This window comes from Paenarthrobacter sp. NPDC089307, from assembly GCF_040685055.1.
Lineage (GTDB): Bacteria > Actinomycetota > Actinomycetes > Actinomycetales > Micrococcaceae > Arthrobacter.
Window position 1 is genome coordinate 465,943 of the sequence record NZ_JBFBHE010000003.1, and the last position, 23,072, is coordinate 489,014.

At 63.7% G+C, this 23,072-nt stretch carries 21 protein-coding genes; 12 read left to right on the forward strand and 9 right to left on the reverse strand.

Going from position 1 to position 23,072, the window contains the following annotated elements:
• Window positions 1-24 precede the first annotated feature (24 nt).
• Genes AB0N72_RS09765 through AB0N72_RS09775 form a run of 3 tightly spaced genes read left to right on the forward strand, consistent with a single transcriptional unit; the run spans window position 25 to window position 4,798 of the window.
• Window positions 25-1,374, forward strand: a complete 1,350-nt coding sequence (locus AB0N72_RS09765) for an MFS transporter (protein WP_363932425.1) — start codon at window positions 25-27, stop codon at window positions 1,372-1,374.
• A gap of 6 nt (window positions 1,375-1,380) precedes the next feature.
• Window positions 1,381-3,027 (forward strand): 5-oxoprolinase/urea amidolyase family protein, encoded by a 1,647-nt coding sequence (locus tag AB0N72_RS09770; RefSeq protein ID WP_363932427.1) that lies wholly within the window; start codon window positions 1,381-1,383, stop codon window positions 3,025-3,027.
• A gap of 7 nt (window positions 3,028-3,034) precedes the next feature.
• Window positions 3,035-4,798 carry a biotin carboxylase N-terminal domain-containing protein gene (locus tag AB0N72_RS09775; protein WP_363932428.1) on the forward strand — a complete coding sequence of 588 codons (1,764 nt, stop codon included), beginning with the start codon at window positions 3,035-3,037 and terminating at the stop codon, window positions 4,796-4,798.
• Window positions 4,799-4,847: 49 nt separating this feature from the next.
• On the opposite strand, the gene AB0N72_RS09780 is transcribed toward AB0N72_RS09775, so the two are convergent.
• Complete coding sequence (locus tag AB0N72_RS09780) at window positions 4,848-6,095, reverse strand: D-arabinono-1,4-lactone oxidase (protein ID WP_363932431.1); 1,248 nt, start codon at window positions 6,093-6,095, stop codon at window positions 4,848-4,850.
• A 128-nt stretch (window positions 6,096-6,223) separates the two neighbouring features.
• On the opposite strand from AB0N72_RS09780, the gene AB0N72_RS09785 reads away from it, so the two are divergent.
• Window positions 6,224-7,234: a LacI family DNA-binding transcriptional regulator gene (locus AB0N72_RS09785; protein ID WP_363932433.1), complete on the forward strand. Its 1,011-nt coding sequence runs from the start codon at window positions 6,224-6,226 to the stop codon at window positions 7,232-7,234.
• Window positions 7,235-7,435: 201 nt separating this feature from the next.
• Here the strand turns inward: AB0N72_RS09785 and AB0N72_RS09790 are convergent, their stop codons facing one another.
• The 4 genes from AB0N72_RS09790 to AB0N72_RS09805 all read right to left on the reverse strand — a co-directional run bounded on the left by AB0N72_RS09790 (window position 7,436) and on the right by AB0N72_RS09805 (window position 12,005).
• Window positions 7,436-8,029, reverse strand: a complete 594-nt coding sequence (locus AB0N72_RS09790) for a hypothetical protein (RefSeq protein ID WP_363932436.1) — start codon at window positions 8,027-8,029, stop codon at window positions 7,436-7,438.
• 264 nt (window positions 8,030-8,293) lie between these two features.
• Complete coding sequence (locus AB0N72_RS09795; protein ID WP_363932438.1) at window positions 8,294-9,280, reverse strand: bile acid:sodium symporter family protein; 987 nt, start codon at window positions 9,278-9,280, stop codon at window positions 8,294-8,296.
• Between the two features lie 97 nt (window positions 9,281-9,377).
• On the reverse strand, window positions 9,378-10,874 hold the full coding sequence (locus tag AB0N72_RS09800) for a SulP family inorganic anion transporter (protein ID WP_363932649.1): 1,497 nt from the start codon (window positions 10,872-10,874) through the stop codon (window positions 9,378-9,380).
• A 24-nt stretch (window positions 10,875-10,898) separates the two neighbouring features.
• The gene (locus tag AB0N72_RS09805; RefSeq protein WP_363932440.1) at window positions 10,899-12,005 is read right to left on the reverse strand and encodes a RelA/SpoT domain-containing protein; all 1,107 of its coding nucleotides are present in this window, start codon (window positions 12,003-12,005) and stop codon (window positions 10,899-10,901) included.
• Window positions 12,006-12,114: 109 nt separating this feature from the next.
• Here AB0N72_RS09805 and AB0N72_RS09810 point away from each other — a divergent pair, with 109 nt between their 5' ends.
• Window positions 12,115-12,936 (forward strand): alpha/beta hydrolase, encoded by an 822-nt coding sequence (locus tag AB0N72_RS09810; protein WP_363932441.1) that lies wholly within the window; start codon window positions 12,115-12,117, stop codon window positions 12,934-12,936.
• A 40-nt stretch (window positions 12,937-12,976) separates the two neighbouring features.
• Window positions 12,977-13,912, forward strand: a complete 936-nt coding sequence (locus tag AB0N72_RS09815; protein WP_363932443.1) for a carbohydrate kinase — start codon at window positions 12,977-12,979, stop codon at window positions 13,910-13,912.
• A gap of 3 nt (window positions 13,913-13,915) precedes the next feature.
• On the opposite strand, the gene AB0N72_RS09820 is transcribed toward AB0N72_RS09815, so the two are convergent.
• Complete coding sequence (locus AB0N72_RS09820) at window positions 13,916-14,977, reverse strand: glutathione S-transferase family protein (protein ID WP_363932446.1); 1,062 nt, start codon at window positions 14,975-14,977, stop codon at window positions 13,916-13,918.
• Between the two features lie 84 nt (window positions 14,978-15,061).
• Here AB0N72_RS09820 and AB0N72_RS09825 point away from each other — a divergent pair, with 84 nt between their 5' ends.
• The gene (locus AB0N72_RS09825; protein WP_363932448.1) at window positions 15,062-15,871 is read left to right on the forward strand and encodes an HAD family hydrolase; all 810 of its coding nucleotides are present in this window, start codon (window positions 15,062-15,064) and stop codon (window positions 15,869-15,871) included.
• A gap of 82 nt (window positions 15,872-15,953) precedes the next feature.
• Here the strand turns inward: AB0N72_RS09825 and AB0N72_RS09830 are convergent, their stop codons facing one another.
• A complete protein-coding gene (locus AB0N72_RS09830; protein WP_363932451.1) occupies window positions 15,954-16,811 on the reverse strand; it encodes an NAD-dependent epimerase/dehydratase family protein in 858 nt (285 codons plus the stop codon).
• 135 nt (window positions 16,812-16,946) lie between these two features.
• Between AB0N72_RS09830 and AB0N72_RS09835 the strand changes: the two genes are divergently transcribed.
• Entirely contained in the window at window positions 16,947-17,216 is a 270-nt protein-coding gene (locus AB0N72_RS09835; RefSeq protein WP_363932454.1) for a hypothetical protein, read from the forward strand.
• Between the two features lie 13 nt (window positions 17,217-17,229).
• Complete coding sequence (locus AB0N72_RS09840) at window positions 17,230-18,027, forward strand: glycerophosphodiester phosphodiesterase (protein WP_363932456.1); 798 nt, start codon at window positions 17,230-17,232, stop codon at window positions 18,025-18,027.
• A gap of 61 nt (window positions 18,028-18,088) precedes the next feature.
• On the opposite strand, the gene AB0N72_RS09845 is transcribed toward AB0N72_RS09840, so the two are convergent.
• Complete coding sequence (locus AB0N72_RS09845; RefSeq protein ID WP_363932651.1) at window positions 18,089-19,852, reverse strand: sugar-binding domain-containing protein; 1,764 nt, start codon at window positions 19,850-19,852, stop codon at window positions 18,089-18,091.
• A gap of 214 nt (window positions 19,853-20,066) precedes the next feature.
• Between AB0N72_RS09845 and AB0N72_RS09850 the strand changes: the two genes are divergently transcribed.
• Window positions 20,067-21,029 carry a D-2-hydroxyacid dehydrogenase family protein gene (locus tag AB0N72_RS09850; protein WP_363932458.1) on the forward strand — a complete coding sequence of 321 codons (963 nt, stop codon included), beginning with the start codon at window positions 20,067-20,069 and terminating at the stop codon, window positions 21,027-21,029.
• A gap of 106 nt (window positions 21,030-21,135) precedes the next feature.
• Window positions 21,136-22,278 carry a glycerate kinase gene (locus tag AB0N72_RS09855; RefSeq protein WP_363932460.1) on the forward strand — a complete coding sequence of 381 codons (1,143 nt, stop codon included), beginning with the start codon at window positions 21,136-21,138 and terminating at the stop codon, window positions 22,276-22,278.
• Window positions 22,279-22,290: 12 nt separating this feature from the next.
• On the opposite strand, the gene AB0N72_RS09860 is transcribed toward AB0N72_RS09855, so the two are convergent.
• Entirely contained in the window at window positions 22,291-22,539 is a 249-nt protein-coding gene (locus AB0N72_RS09860) for a DUF2630 family protein (RefSeq protein WP_363932463.1), read from the reverse strand.
• A gap of 86 nt (window positions 22,540-22,625) precedes the next feature.
• Between AB0N72_RS09860 and AB0N72_RS09865 the strand changes: the two genes are divergently transcribed.
• The gene (locus AB0N72_RS09865; RefSeq protein ID WP_363932465.1) at window positions 22,626-23,069 is read left to right on the forward strand and encodes a YdeI/OmpD-associated family protein; all 444 of its coding nucleotides are present in this window, start codon (window positions 22,626-22,628) and stop codon (window positions 23,067-23,069) included.
• The last annotated feature ends 3 nt before the right edge of the window (window positions 23,070-23,072 follow it).

Here is a 23,072-nt window from a genome sequence, read left to right on the forward strand (position 1 = left end):
TCCCTCATCCCCCCGGAGGACATCATGACCAGCACCAACAATGCAGCCAAGGCAGTGACAAGGAAGCCACCGCCAGGCGCGCTCAAGGCCTACGTCGCGAGCCTGACCGGCACCTCGCTGGAGTACTACGACTTCGCGATCTACTCGGTGGCATCGGCCCTCGTGTTCCCGAAGATCTTCTTCCCGGGCAACGACGAATTCGTCGCCCTCTTGCTCTCATTCTCGGCTTTCGCTGTCGGCTACCTGGCCCGCCCGATCGGTGGCGTCATCTTCGGCCGCCTCGGCGACAAGATCGGCCGCAAGTATGTCCTCGTTTTCACCCTGGTCCTCATCGGTGTGGCCACTGTGCTCATCGGAGCGTTGCCTGACTACTCCGTCATCGGCGTCGCGGCGCCCACCATCCTCGTCCTCCTGAGGCTCGCCCAAGGCATCGGCGTGGGTGGCGAGTGGGGTGGAGCGGTCCTGCTCTCCAGCGAATTCGGCGATCCCAACAAGCGTGGATTCTGGTCCTCCGCAGCGCAGATCGGCCCGCCGGCAGGTAACCTCATGGCGAACGGCGTCCTTGCCATACTGGCCGCATCGCTAAGCAACGAAGCATTCCTCTCCTGGGGATGGCGCGTAGCCTTCCTTGCCTCCGCACTCCTTGTGGTCTTCGGCCTGATCATCCGCCTCAAGCTCGAAGAAACGCCCGTCTTCAAGGCCATCCAGGCCCAAGGCGACCGCCCCAAGGCACCCATCAAGGAAGTCTTCACCCAGCAACCCAAGGCCCTGGTGGCAGCAGCCCTGTCCCGTGTTTGCCCCGATATCCTCTACGCGCTCTTCACGGTTTTCGTCGCCGTGTACGCCACCAAGGAACTGGGCATGACCACCGGCAACGTGCTGTCCGCCATTTTGATCGGCTCAGCCTTCCAGCTCTTCCTGATCCCGTTGGCCGGCGCGCTGACGGACCGCTTCAACCGTCGTTGGGTCTATGGCATTGCTGCCGCGGCGACTGCAGCCTTCATTCCGCTGTTCTTCATGATGATCCAGGGAAAGTCCGTCCTGATGCTGACCATTGGCACAGTCATCGGCCTGGCCCTGCACGCCTTCATGTACGGGCCGCAGGCAGCATTTATCACTGAGCAGTTCCCGGCGAGACTCCGTTATGCGGGCAGCTCGCTGGCGTACACGCTGGCGGGTGTGATCGGTGGAGCCGTAGCGCCGATCATCTTCACAGCGCTTTACGGTGCCGCGAACCACGGTTGGTACCTGATTGCTGTTTACATCCTGGTGGCAGCCGTCGTCACGATCGTCGGCATGCTGCTGGGTCGCGATCCGCAGCCCGAAGAGGAAGAGCGCCTGCTTCAGGCGGCGCACTCCCAGCCGGCGGCGTAGCAAACCATGGAAACCGCTATGCAAACCACCACTGCCAAAAGGGTCCGTTCCGTCAGGCCCGTGGGTACCCGTGCCGTCCTGGCCGAGTTGGATGGACTGCAGGACGTGCTCGCCTTGCAGGACATGTTGTACAGGTCCCCCTTGCCGGGGCAGGTGGACGTCCTTGCTGCGGCGGAGACTGTGATGGTGGTGGGTGAGTCTGCCGCGGCAACCCGCGCCATCGGAGCCCGGCTCATGGAGCTGGAACTTACGGCCCCGGTGGTCACTGACTCCGGCTTGGTGGTCATCGACACCGTTTACGACGGCGATGACCTCGCCGACGTCGCGGAGCTGACCGGACTCAGCGTCGAGGGCGTTGTCGCCGCGCACACGGGCCAGACCTGGACCGTTGCTTTCGCGGGCTTCGCGCCTGGCTTTGGTTACATGGTGGGTGAAAACGAGGTCCTCACGGTTCCCCGTCGATCGTCGCCGCGGACGGCAGTTCCCGCCGGGTCCGTTGCCTTGGGCGGTCAGTACTCCGCTGTCTACCCGCGCCGTTCCCCGGGCGGTTGGCAGTTGATCGGCAGGACAGGGGCACGGATGTGGGATCTGGATCGTCCCCAGCCGGCGCTTGTGAGGCCCGGGGACCGGGTGCAGTACCGGGCGGTGCGGGAGGTGGTCACGTCAGCGGCCCACAACTCCGAGGCCGAGTCAGACCACCACACGGGCCCTGGCCTGCGCATCCTTACCCCCGGAGCCCAGAGCCTCATCCAGGATCTCGGCCGGCGCGGATACGGCCCGCTTGGTGTCTCGGCTGCGGGCGCCTTGGACCGGGCTTCGCTGCGCCGGGCCAATCGCCTGGTGGGCAATGCCGCCTCAGCCGCAGCCATCGAGTCTGTCGGCGGTGGGCTGACAGTGGAAGCCGTCGGCGACCAAGTCCTTGCCGTCACAGGTGCGCCCACCAGCCTGAGTATCCAGTCGCCGTCGCGGGTTGAATCCGACGACGACGGCGTCGGCCAGCCGGGTGCCCAGCGGAACGTCTCCATGGCCGAGCCGTTCGCACTGCTCGACGGCGAAGTCCTCACCTTGGGAGCTCCCGAGTCGGGCTTCCGGAACTATGTGGCAATCCGCGGCGGAGTGGACGTGCCCGAGGTTCTTGGAAGCCGGTCGTCTGACACCATGTCCGGTATTGGGCCGGCGCCGCTGGTTGTCGGCCAAGAGATTGCCGCCGGCGACGCAACTGAATCAACCGCCGTCGGCAGTCCTGAGCTGCAACCTGAATTTCCCGGTGAAGGCGTCACGGTGCTCGATGTCGTCCCCGGCCCACGCGCCGATTGGTTCGACCAGGCTGCCCTCGACGCACTGACAGGCCAGGACTGGCTCGTCACGCCGCAGTCGAACCGGGTAGGGATGCGGTTGGACGGGACTCCGCTGAAGCGAACCCGCGAAGGTGAGCTTCCCAGTGAGGGGACCATGGCCGGGGCCCTCCAGATCCCGCCCGCCGGCCTGCCCGTCCTGTTCCTCGCCGACCATCCCATCACAGGTGGATACCCGGTGATCGGCGTGGTGCGCGACGAACAACTGGACTTGGCCGCCCAGGTCCCCATCGGCGGCCGGATCCGTTTCCGTCTTGTCTCCGAAACCCCAGACTTCACCACCACCCCAGAAAAGTGAGAATTTGATGCGCAAGGTCCTGATCGCGAACCGCGGCGAAATCGCCGTCCGAGTCGCCCGAGCCTGCGATGACGCCGGCATCTCATCAGTTGCCGTCTACGCCGACATTGACGCCGATGCCATGCACGTTGGAGCGGCCGACGAAGCCTACAGTCTGGATGGAAACAGCCCCGCTGATACGTACCTGAACATCGGGAAGCTCTTGGACGTAGCCGCCCGCTCCGGTGCTGATGCCGTTCACCCGGGGTATGGATTCCTCTCCGAGAACGCGGACTTCGCCCAGGCAATTCTCGACGCCGGACTTGAGTGGATCGGTCCCTCGCCGGAGTCGATCCGCCAGTTGGGCAACAAGATCACCGCCCGTGAGATTGCGGTGCGGGCGGGAGCTCCCCTGGTGGCTGGCAGCGACGGGCCCGTATCCTCGGCTGCGGAAGCACGGGCATTTGCCGAAGAACACGGGCTGCCGATGGCCATCAAGGCCGCGTTCGGCGGGGGTGGACGCGGGCTCAAAGTGGTCCGGGAACTGGCGGAAGTGGAGGAAGCCTTTGACTCGGCCGTCCGCGAAGCGGTAGCCGCCTTCGGCCGGGGTGAGTGCTTCGTTGAGCAGTATTTGGACCGGCCGCGCCACGTGGAAGCCCAGATCGTCGCAGACAAACACGGCAATGTCGTCGTGGTGGGGACCCGTGACTGCTCGCTTCAGCGGCGTCACCAAAAGCTCGTGGAAGAGGCGCCGGCACCGTTCCTCAGCGATACGCAGAGGCAAAAGATCTACGACGGCTCCAAGGCAATTATTCGCGAAGCCGGATATTACGGCGCAGGGACGGTGGAATTCCTGGTTTCAGCAGACGGAGCGGTGGCTTTCCTCGAGGTCAACACGCGTCTTCAGGTGGAGCATCCCATCACCGAGGAAACCGCCGGCATTGATCTGGTTCAGGAGCAGTTCCGCGTCGCCGCAGGTTTGCCGCTGAGCGTCACCGAGGACCCCATTGCGAACGGGCATTCCTTCGAGTTCAGAATTAATGCCGAAGATGTGGGCCGTGGATTCCTGCCCTCACCGGGCACAGTTGGGCTTTTTGAAGTGCCTACGGGGCCGGGGGTCCGTGTGGACACCGGAGTGCGGGCAGGATCGAGCGTTCCGCCACAGTTCGACTCCCTGCTGGCCAAGCTGATCGTCTCGGGAGCGGACCGCCAGCAAGCCTTGCGCCGTGCACGGAGAGCCCTGGACGAGTTCAACATCACCGGCCTCGCTACGGTTCTGCCCTTCCACCGTGCAGTCCTTCAAGCGGACGACTTCACCTCAGAGGCGGGACTCCGTGTCCACACGCGTTGGATCGAGACCGACTTCGCGGACCAGATTCCTGTGGACCCCGATTACAGCGCGGTGGCTCCGGGCGGAGAACGCCGGACCATCACCGTGGACGTGGATGGCAAGCGGCTTGCCGTGGGTTTGCCTGCGGATCTGTTGGATGGCTGGGCGCGCTCGGGACAGGGACTTCCGGCAGTTGCGGGATTGGCCGGTACGCCGGGTTCTGCACCCGGTTCCGGTGATTCACTTGCCGAATCCGCCCTCGTCTCCAGCATGGCCGGCACAGTGGTGAAGTGGCTGGTGGAACCCGGAGCAACCGTGGCCGCCGGTGACCCGTTGGTTGTCCTCGAGGCCATGAAAATGGAAACCCAGGTACCGGCGCACCGTACCGGCACTTTGTCGGAGGTGCTTTCGGGTCCGGGCGGCGTGGTCACCGCAGGGGCTGTGCTGGCCCACATCGAGTAGGACGTTGCCAGCCCGCTGCCAAGTCGCCGCGCAGCGGGCATCCCGCGAACTAGGAAGCCACGCTCACACCCAGCACGCTGTCCAGCAGGGCGTTGCGGAACTTGCCCGTTGGATCATTGGCCTGAACCAGGTCCTTGAAATCCTCGAACCGCTGGTACAGGGCAGGGAAGTCATATTGGCTCGGTGTGAAGAGCTTGCCCCAGTGCGGGCGCGCTCCAAACGGCCTCAGCGCTTCCTCGAGTTCGGGGAGCACTGCTTCCACCTCGGACTGAAGCGGCTTCCACGTGAAGTGCAGGGCCACGCTTTGCTGCTGGTAGAACGGGCTCAGCCAGAAGTCGTCGGCAGCGATCGTACGTATTTCCGAGATGAACATCAGCGGGGCCAGCTTCTCCGCGAGGCCACGGACGGCTTGCAATGCAGTGGGTGCTTGATCCAGGGGCAGCAGGAACTCGCTCTGCAGTTCTTCACCGTTGCTCGGTGTGAATTCGTGGCGGAAGTGCGGCAACCGGTCCAGCCACTTGCCAGCGACGTCCAGCTGCTCGGTGCAGTTCTCAGCCGACATGTCCGGCAGCGGATGCAGCGCGGTGGTCGCCGGAGTTGTGCCGAAAAGGTCAGGCAACGGAGCCTCGGTATCGAGGGCCTTGAGCCAGACCTGAGGGATGGACTCTCCCGTGTAGTTCGTGAAGAAGCTGACGCTGTAGGCGCTCGATGCGATGGCCTGGAAGTTCTCCAGAGCACCTTCCCACGACAGGTTGGTGAGCACCCGCTGGCGGACCTCATAGCTCGGCCTGACCGCAAGCTCCAGTCCAGTCACGATGCCAAGGGCTCCCACGCCCACCACGCTGGCGAGGAATTCGTCGTCGTCAGCCGTAAGGGTGACCAGCTCGCCTGAGGCGCGCACAAGGTCCACACCCACGACGGCGGCGGCCAGGGAGGGGTTGTTGACTCCACTGCCGTGCGTGCCGGTTTGGATGGCACCTGCCACTGAAATGTGCGGGAGGGATGCGAGGTTGTGGATGGCGTAGCCCTGCTCCTCCAGGGCGCGGCCCAAGGCCCCATAGCTGATGCCGCCGCTGACCTTCACGGTGCCCTTGTCCTTGTTGAGGACAATTTCCTGGGGGAGGGCATCCAGAAGAATGTGGGTGCCTTGGGTGTCCGCAACAGTGTTGAAGGAATGGCGGGAGCCAAGAGCCTTGACCTGCGTCGCGTTGGCCACGAGCTCACATAGCTCTTCCACCGAGGTGGGCCGCTGGACATCCGCGGACGAGTATTCGAGGTTTCCTGCCCAGTTCTTCATTGAGTAAATCTTCCCTTTTTGATACGTGCCGGCTTCCGCAATTGTTAACGTTCACAACTATTGAGTCAAGGGGAGTCCACGCCGGTGAAGATAGAGTGCAGGAAATCGCCGTCTGTCAGGAGTCGCCCGTGAGCAAGGGGTCCAAGCCCACCATTCGCGATGTCGCAACGGCCGCTGGGGTGTCACTGACCACTGTCTCGTACGTTCTTTCCGGACGTCACGGCGGTACCACCCGGATCAGCCAGCCCACCCAGGACCGGGTGCTGTCAGCTGTGAAGGAGTTGGGCTACGTACCCAACCAGGCTGCGCGTGGGATGCGGCGCGGTAAAACTGACGTGGTCGCCGTCGCGATTGGGAACCTTGAGTGGCCGTGGGACCGGGCGCTGGCCACAGCGGCGGCCAATATCCTTCCTGACCACGGCTACCAGCCAGTGATCCTCTTGGGTGAGGACTGGCGGAAGTTTACGTTGTCCGGTGGTGCCGACGGGGTCATTATTGGCTATTTCCCCGAGGCAAAAACGCAGGATGAAACTGTCACCGAACTGGCTCGGCGCGGCGTGGCCCAAGTGGTGATTTCCGAAACCATGATTCCCGCCGGCTTTGATGTCCTTGCTCCCCAGACCGAGGCCGGGCTGGCCGACGGCATGGCGTTGCTCACGGCGTCGCACCGAAGGATCGCGTGCATTCGCAGGACCGATCCGGGCGGCCGGCCGAAGAACCGCTTCGCCGCCTACGTCCGTGGGCTTGAAAAGGCGGGGATTACGCTCGACGAGTCCGTGGTGCGGACGTCGCACCATCGCCCCGCGGCGGCGTACCAGGCGGCGCTTGAACTGATGCGGTTGCCGGACCGCCCCACGGCCATCCTCTGCACCGATGACATGGAAGCCCTGCAGGCCGTACGAGCTGCGTTCCGGTTAGGGCTCCGAGTGCCCGAGGACATCGAGATCGTTGGAGTCGGCAACTCCACCGAGGGACAGGAGTACGATCCCACCCTGACTACTGTGGGACCCGAGCCAATTTTCGAGCAAGTGGTCGGGATGCTGCTCGACCGCCTGACGGGAACTGCACCGGCCGACGGCGTCCGGGTCGCCTCGCCGTGGAAGCTGCATCAGCGCGGGACGACTGCGGCGCGCCACTGAGTTGGTTGCACGGAGGATTTCGGATAGGCGATCCGGACGGTGACAGAAAGGTTTCCTTTACAAAGGAGGGCGGGCTCGACGCTACCGCCCACGCGCATCCAGCCTGATGGACGGAACTGACCATCAGTTTGAGCGGGAGGTCCCTGGCGGGTGAGATGTATCTGTCGGACTTCAGCGGTGGGAGTCGGCCCACCCCTAGGGCTAGCGGCCTCTGGTGTGGGCGAACAGTTGGCGCAGGGTGAAGAAGCAACCCAGGGCGCTGAACAGCAATGCAAGCAGGAAATCGACCGCGTACTCGTTGACCAGGTCCCGGTTGGTGGAAAGGTTGTATAGGAGCAGGTCCCAAGTTCCGGCGTCGGCCAGCATCGTTAGCGGAGAACCGCCGCCAAGGAATTTTGCTGCGTCCAGCAGCATGCCGGCCCAGAAGGAAAGCAGGACGGTCCCGAGCGTTATGGCTGCGACCACCCACGCGCCGCGGCGGCTGATTTTTGCACCGGTCCCCAAGACATACAGACGGGCCGCCGCAGTAGCGGCGATGAAGGCAACAATGGATGCCATCCAGCCCATGTTCCACAGCACCAGCCATGCGGCAGCGCCAAGGGGAACAACTGCCAGCGCGAAGAGTGCACCACGGAGCACATTTTCACGGGCTGCATGGACCGGTACTGCGGCTTGGAACTGGCTGGCCGGGGGAGCCCATGCCCCGGGTGACCGCAGCCCGAACTGGGGTTCGGCTGGAGCGCCGGCCTCACGTTCCCCGGCCTGTGATGCATCGGATTCTGCGCGCTCTGGCATGGTTCCCCCACTATGTGTGATGTACAAATCCCGCCTAGTATCACACGGCTCGACCAAGGTCCTGGCACGAATGACGAAGCGGGTGCAGCTCGCCTCGTCATTGCCTTTTAGGAACTTTTCAGGTCGCAGGCGTTGGGCATGTTCATGCTGACGCCAAATATTTGAGCCACAGGTAATTTCCCCCGACAGTTTGTGCCTGATCCTCAGGTGAGGCCTACACTCCCGTACGCCCAGCATGCCAGCGAGCTGAAGGCGAGCCGATAGCTAGTCCTTCAGAGGCTTCCGCGCCAGCCAGGCTGCAACGATCGCGCCGGAAACGTTGTGCCACAGCGAGAAAACGGCGGACGGCAATGCGGCCAGCGCACCGAAATGCGCAGTGGCCAGGGTCGCTGCGAGTCCGGAGTTTTGCATGCCCACCTCGAACGCCAGGGCCCGGCGGGCCTTGTCATCCAAGCGGCCGAGCTTGCCGGCCAGGTAGCCGAGGCCCAGACCGAAGCCGTTGTGGAGGACAACTGCCAGGAACACGATGCCTCCAGCGGCCACGATCTTGCTTGCGCTACCGGCAACCACGATGGCAACAATCAACGAAATTACGACGGCGGACGCCCAAGGAAGTGCCGGAAGCACCTTCGCGACGAGCTTCGAGAGGAACAGCCGGGCGAGAAGGCCGGCGATGACCGGCAAAAGGACAGTCTTAACGATGTCCAGCACCATGGCACCGGCGTCGATGTGGAGGAACGAACCGGCCAGGAACAGCGTGAGGGCGGGTGTCACGAGGGGCGCGATCAACGTGGAAACGGAGGCGACGGCAACAGACAGGGCAACATCGCCCTTGGCCAGGAACGCCATGACATTCGATGCCGTACCGGACGGCGCACAACCAACAAGGATCAAGCCCACTGCCAGTTCGGGCGGAAGCTGCAGCAGCACAGCGATCAGCCAACCGGCACCTGGCATGATGACGTAGTGCGCCACGATGCCCAATGCCACTGCCCAAGGCCGCCTGGCTACCGACGCGAAGTCCGGCGGCGTCAAGGTGAGGCCCATGCAGAACATGATGACGCCCAGCAGGTAAGGAACCGCCACACCCATCGGCTTGAAAAGATCGGGAATCAGGAAGCCGAGGACACCGGCAAGAACCACCAGGAGCGGGAACACCGTGACGGCGATTCGGGCGATCTTGGCCTCGGCGGCGAGGGCAGGATTTGCCGGGGCCGCGGTTTCTGACTGGGAATTGGTTGCCTCAAGCATTCACCCATGCTCACACCTGCCCCATGCGCGGAGCGACTTCGTTACATCCCGCGGAACGTATATGTCAGACGTCCGTCATCCTGGTTGGGTGGGGAGGTCAGGAGTTAAGCTTCCCGGCCAGCCGTTCCCGCATTCGCACACTTGCTTCGTTGAGACCGATGAACTCGACCTCACGCCCATGGTTACGGTACTTCTCACTCACGGAATCAAGCACGGACACTGAAGACGCATCCCAGATATGCGAACCGTGGAGGTCGATGATCACTCGATCTATGCCGTCTGAGGAATCTTTCGCATAGTCGAACTGGGTGTAGAGATCGTTGGACGAAGCAAAGAACAATTCACCATCCACTGTGTACGTGGCCACTCTTTCACCGTTCAGGTCCAGCTCGGTCCGCTCAACAGTCGCGAAGTGGGCCACCCGGCGCGCAAACAGAACCATCGCGGTCAAGACGCCGACGCCGACACCCACCGCCAGATTGTGCGTCGCCACTACAGCGGCAACAGTCAAGACCATCACGACGGTCTCGGACTTGGGCAGCCGCCCCAGAGTTGAGGGCCGGACGGAATGCCAGTCGAAAGTGATCAGCGAAACGAAGATCATCACGGCCACCAGTGCAGCCATCGGAATCATGCCCACCACATCGCCGAGCACAACCACGAGGATCAACAGGAACACACCAGCCAGGAAAGTCGAGAGCCGACTCCGCGCACCCGAGCCCTTCACATTGATCATCGTCTGGCCGATCACAGCACAACCACCCAGGCCGCCGAGGAAGCCCGTGACAATGTTTGCTGCGCCCTGGCCCCACGAAACGCGCGTCTTGTTGGAGCGGGTGTCCGTGATGTCGTCTACCAATTTGGCGGTCATGAGCGACTCCAGCAGGCCTACCAAAGCCATTGACAGGGCAAAGGGAGCGATGATCTGGAACGTCTCGAGGCTGAGGGGAACGTTGGGGAGGAAGAAGCCCGGAAGGCTGTGCGGGAGTTCGCCCTTGTCGCTTACCGTGGGGACGTCGATTCCTCCAAGCACCGTGACCAAAGTGATCAGCACAATGGCCACCAGCGGAGCGGGAATGGCTGTAGTCAGGCGTGGCAAGCCGAACACAATGACCAGGCCAACAATGACAATCAGATAGACCATCCACGGCACATTGAACAGCTCGGGCATCTGGGACATGAACACCAAAATGGCCAGGGCGTTGACGAACCCGATCATGACTGAGCGCGGGATGAAACGCATTAACCGGGTGACCCCCAGCATTGCCAGGATGATTTGGAAGACACCAGCAAGGATGATCGTGGCGATCAAGTAGTCGAGCCCATGCTCCTTCATGACAGGGGCGATCACCAGAGCCACAGCACCAGTAGCGGCGGAAATCATGGCGGGACGGCCACCTATCAGCGCCGTCACGACACCCATGGTGAAGGAAGCGAACAAGCCAATCCGCGGATCAACGCCGGCGATCACGGAGAAGGCGATGGCCTCGGGAATCAGGGCCAACGCCACCACGAGTCCTGCCAGGGACTCCGTCAGGAGGCGGCGGGGCGAGCGGAGGGTGGCCCTCAGCGACATGAGTTGCTCAGGGGTCACGGTTTGCGCGGAGGTCATGGTTCCTTAAAGTGCAGTCTGGCGGTAACGCTCAATCTGCTTAAGGCGCCGCTGGAGGCTGTCGCGCCGCGGGTGCGGAACGACGTCGGGCGCCTCAGCGGTGAGATCAATGTGTTCGGTTCCGTACTGCCACAGCAGGAGGTCGTCCAGGAGGCGGTCGGGGCCGGGGGAGTACCGGTGGTCCAGGGCTTTGCGGACCTCGGTGATCCGGTTGGCGCTGAGAAGCCCTGCAAGTTCCACGGTCTTGGTGAGGCCGTGGGCGGCAAGCAGCTCGGCAGCCCATCCCCAGTCATCGTCAACTTTACGGTCAACGTGCGGCAGGAGGGTGCGCCAGACGTCCCGGACGCGGTTGGGCGTCAGCGGCGATGCGCCCTCGCCGTCGAGGTCCCAGTAACTCCGCACTTCCTCATACCGTTCGTGAAGGTCCGCGAACGCGCTCTCCACTGTTTCCAGCATGGCTGCCGTAGCCGTGAACTGGCGGTCGAAGTGCGGCGTCCAGGCACGTGGGTCTTCGGCCTTGAACCGGATGTCGTGCTCGATCTCGCTCCAGGCGTGGGCGAACACGGTGCGGATCTGGCACTCGAAGAAGTAACTGCCGTTGGCGGGCATGTCCGGATTGAAAACGTGCTGGTACTCCTTCACCGTTTCATTCTGGATGGTGCGCAGGATGAGGTGCCGGCTGGAGTATCCGTAGGTTCCGGACTCGATTGAACCGATGTCCTTCTCGCGGTCGCCCCGGCAATCGAAGAGCTGGCGCTGCCGCTTGATGATATTGGCAACCGCGGCGTTTTCGGCCGGCAGCTTGGTGATGACGCGGATACCCACCATGTCGTTCAAGGTGCGGAAGGGGTCCGGGAACTTGAGGACACGCGGGCCGCCCGGCTCAAGGGGATCATCCGTGCGGGAGATCTTTTCACGGAACGACTCCACCGTTTTGGTCCGGCCCGTGACAAACAACGGAGTCACCTCGGCGTCATTCAACATGTCCCTCAAAGTGAGCAGGACATCGCGCGTGACCCGCTTCAGGGCAGGGCGAACGCGCTCATACAGTGCCACATTCGCGTCCACTGCATCCCGCTGGGCCTGGTCCAGGCTGTCCCAATTGCTTGCCATGTCCCCAGCTTACGGGGAGGGTGCGACACTAACCCGGCCATCCGCCGTCGGGGTGCCTCTAGCCAAACCCCGGAACCGTCACGATAGGCTCAGTACAAAGGAGGGCGCAATGTTGCGGCACAAGTACAGCTACGGCGAACACCCCAGTCAGTGGGGCGAACTCTTCATACCTGAACCGAATAACGGAAACCATCGCGGCGCATCAGCTGTCGCCGGTGGAATCGCCGTTGTTATCCACGGCGGCTACTGGCGCTCCCAGTACGGCGCAGAGCTTGGCGAGCCCCTGGCCCGGGACCTTGCAGCGCACGGCATTACTGCCTGGAATCTTGAATACCGGCGGGCCGGCAACGGCGGTGGTTGGCCCCATACTTTCGAGGACATCCTGGCGGGCATCGACCATCTGTCGCAGATAGCCCCGGACCATGACCTCCAACTCGGCAAAGTCGTGGCGCTTGGCCACTCAGCCGGCGGACACCTGGCGGTTTGGGCTGCGGGCCGGCACCGGCTCTCCGACATCGGAGCCTCTGACGCCGACCGTCAGCTCCAGCGTGCAGCGGAGGCCAACGCGGTGCACCTGACCGGCGTAGTGAGCCAGTCGGGCCTGCTGAACCTGGCAGCCGCGGAGAAACTCAATCTCAGCAACGGCGCCGTTTGCAACCTCATGGGCGGCGACTCAGCTAGATTCCCCAAACGGCATAAATACGCCGATCCCATGAGTTTGCTGCCCATCAACGTTCCCGTATATGCCGTGCACGCCACGGAAGACGAGGACGTCCCTGCGAGCCAGTCCGAGGCCTATGTTGCCGCGGCCACGGCGGCGGGAAGTTCGGCCCAGTTGCTGCGGGTTCCGGGCGATCACTTCGACCTCATCGACCCCAAGGCCGTGGCGTACAAAAAGTGCCGCGAATTGGTGCAACGGCTGCTCACGTAATTGTTGTGCCGCGGCGGTTCTCCTCTGGCAGAGTTGACCCATGCTGACAGTCATAGGCGAGGCCCTGGTAGACGTTGTCCAACGCTCCTCTGGAATTGAGGCGCACGTTGGCGGCAGTCCGCTCAATGTTGCCGTTGGACTGGCCCGGTTGGACCACCCCGTGCAGTTCATCGGGCGTTACGGCAGGGACGCCTACGGCGACTCCGTTGCTGCCCACTTGAGGTCGAGTTCCGTGATGGTCCCGCTGCCGCCGGACGAGAAGCCAACCAGCGTGGCAACCGCCCAGATCGACGACGACGGCGCCGCCACCTATGCGTTCGACCTCGCCTGGGAACTGCCTGGACTCGCCGGACGGTTGCCGCTGATGCTGCAGGGTGCCACGTTGCTGCATACGGGTTCCATTGCGACCTTCCTGGAGCCGGGCGCCGCGGAGGTTCTTGCCGCCGTCGAGCAGGCCCACCCCGGCAGCACCATCAGCTTTGACCCCAACTGCCGTCCGAGCATCATCACGGATGTTGAGTACGCGCGGGCGCAAGCCGAGCGCTTCGTGGCACTGGCCGACGTCGTGAAGGCCTCGGACGAGGACCTTGAGTGGCTGTACCCGGGCGTGGACCCGAGCGAATCCGCGCGTCGCTGGCTGTCCTTGGGCGGCGAAGAAGGTCCAGCCTTGGTAGTGGTGACGCGGGGTGCACGTGGCCCTTGGGGCATTACCCGGGCAGGGGAAACACAGGTTCAGGCTCCCTCAGTGGACGTTGTGGACACCGTGGGCGCGGGGGATTCGTTCATGGCAGGGTTGCTGTCCGCCATTGTGGATCACGGGCTGGACGGCGCACAGAACCGTGAGGAACTGCGCGCCATGCCCGCAGAAACGCTTGCTGCGATCATGGACCATGCAACCCGCGCGGCCGCCATCACGGTGTCGCGGGCAGGAGCCAATCCGCCCACCCGGGCCGAACTGAACCACGGGCCGGCGTAGCCGCTAGCCGGCCCCGTGCCCGGGTGCCACTTCCTCACCGGCCTTGACTGGTCCGGGCGGGGTGCCCTCTCCGAAGGGGCGGCCGCCCAGGGCTTCCCGGCCGTGGCGTGTGAGCCAGCCCGATAAGTCCGGGCCTGCAGGGACGATCTGCGTGGGATTAATGTCCTCGTGCACGATGTAGTAGTGCTGCTTGATCTGCACGAAATCGATGGTGTCCCCAAAGCCGGGTGTCTGGAACAGGTCCCGGGCGTAGCCCCACAGCGCCGGCATTTCGCTGAGCTTGTTGCGGTTGCACTTGAAGTGGCCGTGATAGACGGCGTCAAAGCGGGCAAGGGTGGTGAACAGCCGGACATCGGCCTCGGTGATGGAATCGCCCACGAGGTAGCGCTGCGTCGACAACCGTTCCTCCAGCCAGTCCATGGCCGTCCACAGGCGGGTGTAGGCGGCGTCGTATGCTTCCTGTGAGCCGGCGAAACCGCATCGGTAGACGCCGTTGTTGACCTCGGTGAAGACGCGCTTGTTGACCTGGTCGATTTCTTCCCGCAGGTGCTCCGGGTACAGCTGGGGCGCCCCGGGGCGGTGGAACTCCGTCCACTCCGTGGAGAAGTCCAAAGTAATTTGCGGGTAGTTGTTGGTCACTACCTGTCCACTGGGAACGTCGACGATCGCGGGGACCGTGATGCCGCGGGGGTAGTCGGGGAAGCGGCGGAAGAAGGCTTCCTGCAGCCGCTCGATGCCCAGCACAGGGTCTTTTCCGTCCGGGTCCAGATCAAAAGTCCAGGACCGGGCGTCGTGGGTGGGGCCGGGTTGTCCCAGGCTGATCACGTCTTCGAGACCCAGGAGCCGCCGAACGATCACTGAGCGGTTGGCCCAGGGGCAGGCGCGCGCGGCAATCAAGCGGTAGCGGCCTGGCTCCACGGGCCATCCACGTTCCCCGTTCGGTCCGGCAGCACCATCGCGGGTGATGCGGTCCTCGATGTAGTTGGTGTCCCGGGTGAACTCACCGCCTGTGACGTATGCTCCCCGGGTGCTGTGTTCTTCGACTTCGCTGGTCTTCTCACTCATCAACCCAGCCTATGCTCTTGGTTTCGGAAATGTGGGGGGCCGATCGGGCGCGGACGCCTGTTCGCTCCAACGTAGACTGGCATGATGCGGCTCGTAGCAAGCGATATTGACGGAACCATCCTCGGCCACGACGGAAAAATCAGCGATCGGACCATCAAGGCCTTCCAGGCGTGCCGCGACGCAGGGGTGGAACTGGTGTTCGTTACGGGCCGTCCGCCGCGGTGGCTCTACCCCCTCCAGGAGCAGCTGGGACACAGCGGAATCGTGATCTGTTCCAACGGTGCCGTGGTGTGGGACCTGGAAACTGGGAAAGCCCTGTCATCGTGCGTCCTTGAGCCCGAATCTGTCTTTGAAGCGCGTCGGATCATCAAGTCACTCAGGCCGGATGCGCTGTTCGCGGTGGAGACCCTCACGGGCTTCCAGCTGGAGCCGGGCTTCATTGAAAACGAAACCAGCGAGCTCCTTGCCGAGTTCACGCCCAAGCCGCTGGATGAGACGCTCACGGCGGATGACGCCGTCGTAAAGTTCCTGGCGATTACCCGCAAAGGTACGCCGGACGAGTTCCTCGCCGAGGTGCAGCCGGCTGTTGCCCACCTTGTCTCCACCACCCATTCGGCACCCCGGACGGCGATGCTGGAAATGTCCGTTCCGGGCATCAATAAAGCCGTGACGCTGGCCAAATACGCAGAATCGCTGGGGATTGAAGCAGCCGATGTTGTGGCGTTCGGGGACATGCCCAACGATATCGAGATGCTCCGCTGGGCCGGTCACGGTTACGCGATGGCCAGCGGACACCCGGAGGCCATCCTCGCCGCCGGCCAGCAGGCCCCGCACTTTGACGACGACGGCGTGGCCCAGGTTCTTGAGGCGAAGCTGACGGAGCAGCGGGTCTAGTTTCGGTCGAGGCGGGGAATCCAGCAGCGCACGGTATCCCGTCATTGCCGGAACTGGGCTCCGAACCGCCAAGGCGCCCACCTCATGGGTGCCGGACACCCTCGCCGGCCAGGATCGCCCGGTAGCCCTCTTTGTAGCCGGGGTAGGTGAAGACGAAGCCCGTGGACCTCAGTCGTCGGTTGGAACAGCGCTTGTCTCCCGCGCCGCCGTCGTTCGCTGGTCCTTCGGGTGGTTCCGGGAGCCGCAACTCGGCGGCGAGGAAGCGGAGCACGTCGCCATATTCTGCCGGATCGTTGTCCACGCCCAGATATACGTCCTCTGGCTGCTGTTCCATGCTGGCGAGGTGGACGATCGTGGCGGCAGCGTCGTCACGGTGGATGCGGTTGGTGTGCTTGGGCTGTGCTGGAATGGCAGCCTTGCCGGACCGCACCTGGTCGATCAGACGGGTTCGGCCCGGTCCGTAGATGCCGCCAAGCCGCAGGGAGATGGCCCGGGTGCCAGCCCCGGCCGTCCGGGCGAAGAGCAGTTCTTCGGCTTCCACCAGGACTTTTCCGCTGAACCTCGTGGGCTCGGTGGGCGTCGACTCGTCCACAACAGCTCCTCCGGAGTCCTTGTACACTGCGGTGGATGAGACGAACAGGATGCGCTTGGGCTCGATCGACTGCCGTTCCAGCGCGTCCAGCACGTTCCTGACACCATTCAGGTAGGCCGCCCTGTACGCCTCTTCGGTGGAGGCATCGGCCGCGACCGCCACCACCACAATGTCCACATCCGTGGGCAGTTCCGGCAGTTCTTCGGACAGGTCCGCGCGGATGCCCTGAATCTCCGGCGGAAGCTTTTCGGGGGAGCGGCGCAGGCCCACTACCCGGTGTCCCGCTGCCACGAAACGCAGCCCGGCTTCGGTTCCAAGGTCGCCGCAGCCGGCGATCAACACAGTCATGTCCCTAGTTTGTCAGTCCCCGGGTGTCACCGAGTTCCCAGCCTCCATACAACCAGCGTTCAACTTGCCGCCGTAGGCTTCCAGCCAAGGCCCGTTCGCACGGCTATCTGTTCGGTTGAGTATGCAGGGGGAATCATGGCTAAGCGTCGGATTAACGACTTCAATACCGCGCCTTTGCGGCGCATTGAACCCGATCACCACTGGCGCTCGCTGCGCCAAGGGGACCGCGTAAGCCTCAAGCTGACGCCCGGTTACGAATCGGCCGGTGTGGTGGACGCCGTCACCGGCGACGCCACCGCGGTTTGGGTGGAGCTCGACGGCGGTCGCGGACGGACGCTGGTCCACGTCAGCGACGGCGTGGAGATCGTTCCGCAAACGACGGCGGTGCTCCAGCAGGAGGGCTAGGCCCGTCTGTGCGATGGGCTACGCTACGGGAGTGACGCTGCCCTATTTCCTTCGCAAAGACGGTTCGGTAGGTCCCTTGGCCCTGGCTCACCGCGGTTTTTCCCGGGAGGGACTGGAGAATTCCATGGCTGCCTTCAAGGCTGCAGTGGAGCTCGGGACGGTGCATCTGGAAACCGATGTGCACACCACCGCGGATGGCGTGCTGCTGGTCTTCCACGACCCATCCCTGGACCGCGTCACCGACTCTAACGGGAAGATTTCAGAGCTGCCCGCAGCCGAAGTGGCAAAGGCCCGCATCGGTGGTGTGGAGCCGGTACCCACCTTTGATGAGCTGGTCTCGGCCCTGCCGCATGCCCGCTTGAACCTGGATGTGAAGGACTGGAACTCCGTCCCTTCCCTTGCTTCGGCGATCGAGACGCACGGGATCCACGAGCGCGTCCTGGTGACCAGTTTCTCGGACAGGCGCCGCCGTGCCGTCCTGGCAAAGTTGTCCCGGCCAGTGGCTTCCTCCGCCGGTAGCTCATTGACCGCGCTGTTCGTCCTCCTTGGCCCCGTTCTGCCGGCATCGTGGACGCGAAAGCTGCTCTCCGGCGTCGACGTTTTCCAAGTCCCTGTCCGTTACGGCCGCCTGCCGGTGGTCACCGCTGGGTTTGTTCGGCGGGCACACCGCGTGGGCCGGCAGGTGCACGTATGGACCATCAATGATTCCGCGGAGATGGAGCGTCTCCTGGACCTCGGCGTGGACGGGATCGTGTCCGACCGCCTGGACCTTCTGAAGGAAGTCCTGATCCGTCGCGGCCAATGGGTGTGACCGAGCGTCGGTGGACTACAGGCGCTCGCTCACATCCCTAGGGCTTCCCCGGGACGCTCGCTCACTTCCCGCGGGTTTCGATGGCTGCCGGGCGCGCTTGGCTGGCCCGGATCCTTTCCAGATCGAACTTGCTGCTGCGGTCGAAGTTGAAGATGCCGTTCTTCTCCTGGAAAACATCCGTTAGCTGGGTATAGCAATAGCCGAACATGTCAGGGTTTTCCAGCAGTACCGAGCAGAGTCCGTCGAAGCGGGTGTAGAACTCTTCGACGCTGCTGACCCGCTGGCCGTAGCCCCATGAGCTCTCGACGTCGGTGCCCGCCGCCTCAGCTGCCAGCCGGGCCTCGGTCTCGTTCCACCAGATTCCGCCGAATTCCGAGACGAAGTAGGGTTGGCCGGCGTAGGGCACTGAGTACTCCTCGCCGTCGGCCTTCCTGTTGATGTAGGGCTTTCCGTCCGCAAGCCCCTGCTGTTCCAGGCGGAACCGGTCCGGGTCCTGTTCGTAGGAGTGGGAGTCGTATATGTCGGTTTCCCGGATGCGGTGGGAGTAACCGGAAGCGTCAATGACAGGCCGTGTGGGATCGGCGAGCTTGGTGGCAAGGAACATGGCCTGGGTGACGTCGTCCAGCACGGTGAGGCGGTCGTGCAGGACCTGATGGGTCTCGTTGAGGGGGCACCAGCCGATGATGGATGGGTGATTGAAGTCGCGTTGGAGGACCTCCAACCATTGGGCCACGAAGCTGGCTGTGGGTTTCTGGTTGTGGCCGATGGTGCCTGCGCCTGAGACGCCCCAATCGCCGAATTCTCCCCACACCAGGTAGCCCAGGCGGTCCGCGTGATACAGGAAGCGCTCCTCAAAGACCTTCTCGTGAAGGCGCGCTCCGTTGAATCCTGCGGCCTTGGACAATTCGATGTCCTTGATCAAGGCGGCGTCGTCCGGTGATGTCATGAGGGACTCCGGCCAGTAGCCCTGATCCAGAACCAGCCGTTGGAAGACCGCCTCGCCGTTGATCCGGACAACCTTTCCGTCCAAGGCCACGGAACGTATGGCGGCATAGCTGCTGACCTGGTCCACTACTTCGCCGTCACCGTCCAGCACGCTGACTTCAAGGTCATAGAGGAACGGGTCCTCTGGCGACCACGGCCGGAGGGAGTCTGCGGGAACGGTAAGCCGGATCGACGGCGTAAGGTCCAGATCCGCTCTGGTTTCAGCCACCACCCGCACATCGTCACTGCTCAGTGCGGCAGTGACCACATGGCCGTCCCGGTTGCGGTTGATGGGAACTTCCAGCGTGATGCTCGCATCCGCCAGGTTGGGGGTCATGCGAAGGCGTTTGATGTAGACCTCGGGAACTGCCTCGATCCACACGGTCTGCCAGATGCCCGTTGTCCGCGTGTACTGGCAATGCGTGTTGTTGTACCAGGTGGCCTGCTTGCCCCGGGCTTGCATTTCATGCCGTGAATCCCGCGCCCGCACAACAATGACCGCGTCTGTTCCTGGCTCGGCAACGCCCCCAAGATCGGCCGTGAATGGCGTGAAGCCGCCCCGGTGCCGCGCGACTTCGACCCCGTTGACCCAGACGGTGGCGTCGTGGTCCACGGCCCCGAAATGAAGCAGCACGTTGTGCCCCGCCCAGTCGTCCGGGATGGTCACCGCCCGGCGGTACCAAACGGCTTCCATGAAATCCACGTGCTCAATGCCGGACAGCGCCGATTCCGGCGCGAATGGGACCAGAATCTTGCTGTTGAGTTCGCGGTTGGCGAGCCCTCGCTCCCAACCGGAGTCGCCGGCGTCGATCTCAAAACCCCATGTGCCGTTGAGGTTCATCCATTTGTCCCGGCGAAGCTGGGGGCGGGGATGTTCCGGCTTGGGGATCACTGAATCGGTCAAGGTGGCTCCTTCGGAGTGGCGGCGACGTTTCTTTTACAACGTTAGAATCTTTGCGTTCCCAATGCGAGGGCTACACGGACAGCGTCCATGAAAGAAGCTTGGCGTGAGAGGCTGGTGCTACGCGTCCAGCATGCGAGCTGAGGAGATTCCCGTGTCCGAGTACCGTTTGGCCATTCTTGACGATTACCAGCAGGTTGCCGGGGATTACGCCCCATGGGATTCACTGCTCGACGTCGGCGTAAAGGTCAGCGTTTTCAGCGCGCCTTTCGTCTCGGAGGAGCAGGCCGTGGCCGCGTTGGCGCCGTTCGACATCATCGTGGCGATGCGCGAGCGGACACGCTTTCCGCAGACTGCCCTGGATGCGTTGCCCAACCTGAAGCTGCTGGTCACAACGGGTATGGCCAACGCCGCGATCGATCTGGAGGCTGCGGCAGAACGGGGCATCGTGGTTTGCGGGACGGGCGGATCACCGGCCGCGGCGCCGGAGCTGACCTGGGCCCTGCTGCTCGCTTTCGCACGGAACCTGCCTGTGGAGGAGAACTCGCTGCGGGCTGGCGAATGGCAGGCCGGGGTCGGATTCGAACTTGAAGGCAAGACGCTGGGAATCGTGGGGCTGGGCAAAATCGGCAAGCGCATTGCCGGGTACGCCAAAGCGTTCGGGATGGACGTGCTCGCGTGGAGCCAGAACCTCACGGCCGAAGCTGCCGGGTCCGCTGGCGCCCGGCTCGTCAGCAAGGAGGAGTTGTTCAGCGAGTCGGACATCGTGACCTTGCATCTGCGGCTCTCCGAACGGACCGAAGGCATTGTTGGCTCTGAGGAACTGCGGCTCCTGGGTCCGGACGGAGTGCTGGTCAACACTGCCCGTGGCCCGTTGGTTGATGAGGCGGCCCTGATCCGGGCCTTGGAGGAGGGCTGGATCCGCGGAGCGGCCCTGGACGTCTTTGAGGACGAACCCCTGCCTGCCGGGCATGCCCTGCTCCACTCCCCGCGGACAGTCCTCACGCCCCACGTGGGTTACGTGACGCACGAGAGCTATCGGAAGTTCTACGGCGAGGCGTTCGAGGACGTGAAGGCTTGGCTCGCTGGGGACCCCGTCCGTGTCTTGAACGGTTGATCCCCGGGTCTTCGCACCCGTTTCACTCGGATCGCGCTTTCGCGCTTGAATGGCAGTGTTACAGGCTCGGGAAGCGCTTTCCCATGAAAGCTGGCAAGATGGACCCATGCGTATCCTCATCGCCCCGGACAAGTTCAAGGGATCCCTGACCGCCGCCGAAGCCGCGTCAGCCATGGCCGAAGGCGCCCTGCGCGTCTACCCCGACGCCGTGACCACCCAATTCCCCGTGGCCGACGGCGGCGAAGGCACCCTTGATGCAGCCATTGCCGCGGGCTATGAGGAGCGGAACAACGCCGTGGTTGGACCTATCCTCAAGCCCGTGGGGGCCTCCTGGGCACTTCGCAAAGACTCGTTTGGTGGTGTGACCGCCGTCATCGAAACGGCCATGGCCTCGGGTTTGGCGCACATGGAACCTACCCCGGAGAACTCGCTGCGCGCACACAGTTATGGTTGTGGGCAGCTCATCGCCGCGGCTTTGGACGCCGGCGCTACCGAGATCGTGCTCGGTGTGGGCGGCTCAGCGATGTCCGACGGCGGCAGCGGCGCCTTGCGTGCACTGGGGCTCAAGCCCCTTGATGCGGCAGGGAATGTGGTGCCGCTGGGCGGTGGTTCCCTGGCCGACGTCGCCGCTTTGGATGTTTCAGCGCTGGATCCACGGCTTTCGGCCGTGAAGTTCCGCATCGCCGTCGACGTCCAAAACCCGCTGTATGGCCCGGAAGGCGCCGCGCACGTTTTTGGTCCCCAAAAGGGCGCAGATGAGGATGCCGTTGAACAGCTCGACGCCGGCCTCCGCAACTGGGCTTCCCTGCTCCGGGAAGCAGCCGGCCGCGACGTGAACGTTCCGGGGGCTGGAGCGGCCGGCGGGTTCCCGGCGTCGTTCCTCGCCTTCACTGATGCCGCGCTGGAAGGCGGCTTCGCGCTGGTGGCGGGGCTGACGGGGCTCGCTTCGCACCTGGGTGAGGCCGATTTGGTGATCACCGGCGAAGGGTCCATGGATGAGCAGTCGCTCACTGGCAAGGCGCCCATTGCGCTGGCCGACGCCGCGAGCGTGCACGGGATTCCGGTCATCGCCGTCGCTGGACGCATCACCGTAACACCCGAAGAGCTGGCGAAGCACGGGATCGTGGCGGCCGCGCAGTTGCTGGACGTTGCGCAGCGGAAGGACGGCGTACCGGACGTGGCCGACGCCGTCGCCAACGCCGCCAAGTACTTGGCGTGGGCTACCAGCCAGGTGCTTGAGGGCGCCTGATGGCAGGCAGTTCTACTGCCTGTAGCCTTCCACCTCGCTGATGGGGCGCGCCTCGGCGTCGTCGGGGTTCTCCCCGGCCTCCTTCTTGGCGCGGCGCTGGCGCAACAGGTCCCAGCACTGGTCCAACTGGGCTTCCAAATGGGCCAGGCGCGCACGGCTGCTTTCCTCGTCCGTGCCTCCGCTCGCTGCAGAGGCGTCACGGAGGTGGTGCTCTTCTTCCACCAGTGCCTGGATTCGTTCCAGAAGATCCTGCTCGTCCATGTCTGTTCTCCTTGGGTTGGGCGTTATGTGAAACCTAGTACTACTGATGGAGTGCGTCCACTGATGGGCGACGGCATACTGGGGTCATGCACTTCACAACCACCATCGTGGGCGATGGCAACAAGGCCGGTATTGAAATCCCCTCCAGTGTTGTGGAGGCGTTGGGTGCCGGGAGGAAGCCGCCCGTGGTGGTCACCATAAATGGCCGGAGCTATCGCAGCAGCATCGCAGTCATGGGCGGGAAGTACATGGTTGGCGTCAGTGCGGCGAACCGGCAACTCACTGGCGCTGCCGCGGGTGACACGGTCGAAGTCGGCCTTGAGGTCGATAACGAGCCGCGGGTGGTGGAAGTCCCCGCCGACCTGGCTGCGGCCCTGGATGGCGAGCCTGATGCGAAGGCCTTCTACGCAACGCTCAATTACAGTGCGCAGCGGCGTTACGTTGAGCCGATTGCAGATGCCAAGACTGAAGAGACGCGCGCGCGTCGCATCGCCAAGGTTGTCACGGATCTGAAGGCCGGGAAAAAGTAGCAT

Coding starts and splice junctions, on each gene's coding strand:
- AB0N72_RS09860 (WP_363932463.1), bottom strand. CDS start 22,539: ATGGACGAGCAGGATCTTCTGGAACGAATCCAGGCACTGGTGGAAGAA.
- AB0N72_RS09790 (WP_363932436.1), bottom strand. CDS start 8,029: ATGCCAGAGCGCGCAGAATCCGATGCATCACAGGCCGGGGAACGTGAG.
- AB0N72_RS09845 (WP_363932651.1), bottom strand. CDS start 19,852: ATGAACCTCAACGGCACATGGGGTTTTGAGATCGACGCCGGCGACTCC.
- AB0N72_RS09810 (WP_363932441.1), top strand. CDS start 12,115: ATGTTGCGGCACAAGTACAGCTACGGCGAACACCCCAGTCAGTGGGGC.
- AB0N72_RS09795 (WP_363932438.1), bottom strand. CDS start 9,280: ATGCTTGAGGCAACCAATTCCCAGTCAGAAACCGCGGCCCCGGCAAAT.
- AB0N72_RS09820 (WP_363932446.1), bottom strand. CDS start 14,977: ATGAGTGAGAAGACCAGCGAAGTCGAAGAACACAGCACCCGGGGAGCA.
- AB0N72_RS09865 (WP_363932465.1), top strand. CDS start 22,626: ATGCACTTCACAACCACCATCGTGGGCGATGGCAACAAGGCCGGTATT.
- AB0N72_RS09825 (WP_363932448.1), top strand. CDS start 15,062: ATGCGGCTCGTAGCAAGCGATATTGACGGAACCATCCTCGGCCACGAC.
- AB0N72_RS09770 (WP_363932427.1), top strand. CDS start 1,381: ATGGAAACCGCTATGCAAACCACCACTGCCAAAAGGGTCCGTTCCGTC.
- AB0N72_RS09775 (WP_363932428.1), top strand. CDS start 3,035: ATGCGCAAGGTCCTGATCGCGAACCGCGGCGAAATCGCCGTCCGAGTC.
- AB0N72_RS09830 (WP_363932451.1), bottom strand. CDS start 16,811: ATGACTGTGTTGATCGCCGGCTGCGGCGACCTTGGAACCGAAGCCGGG.
- AB0N72_RS09765 (WP_363932425.1), top strand. CDS start 25: ATGACCAGCACCAACAATGCAGCCAAGGCAGTGACAAGGAAGCCACCG.
- AB0N72_RS09780 (WP_363932431.1), bottom strand. CDS start 6,095: ATGAAGAACTGGGCAGGAAACCTCGAATACTCGTCCGCGGATGTCCAG.
- AB0N72_RS09855 (WP_363932460.1), top strand. CDS start 21,136: ATGCGTATCCTCATCGCCCCGGACAAGTTCAAGGGATCCCTGACCGCC.
- AB0N72_RS09835 (WP_363932454.1), top strand. CDS start 16,947: ATGGCTAAGCGTCGGATTAACGACTTCAATACCGCGCCTTTGCGGCGC.
- AB0N72_RS09840 (WP_363932456.1), top strand. CDS start 17,230: ATGGGCTACGCTACGGGAGTGACGCTGCCCTATTTCCTTCGCAAAGAC.
- AB0N72_RS09805 (WP_363932440.1), bottom strand. CDS start 12,005: ATGGCAAGCAATTGGGACAGCCTGGACCAGGCCCAGCGGGATGCAGTG.
- AB0N72_RS09815 (WP_363932443.1), top strand. CDS start 12,977: ATGCTGACAGTCATAGGCGAGGCCCTGGTAGACGTTGTCCAACGCTCC.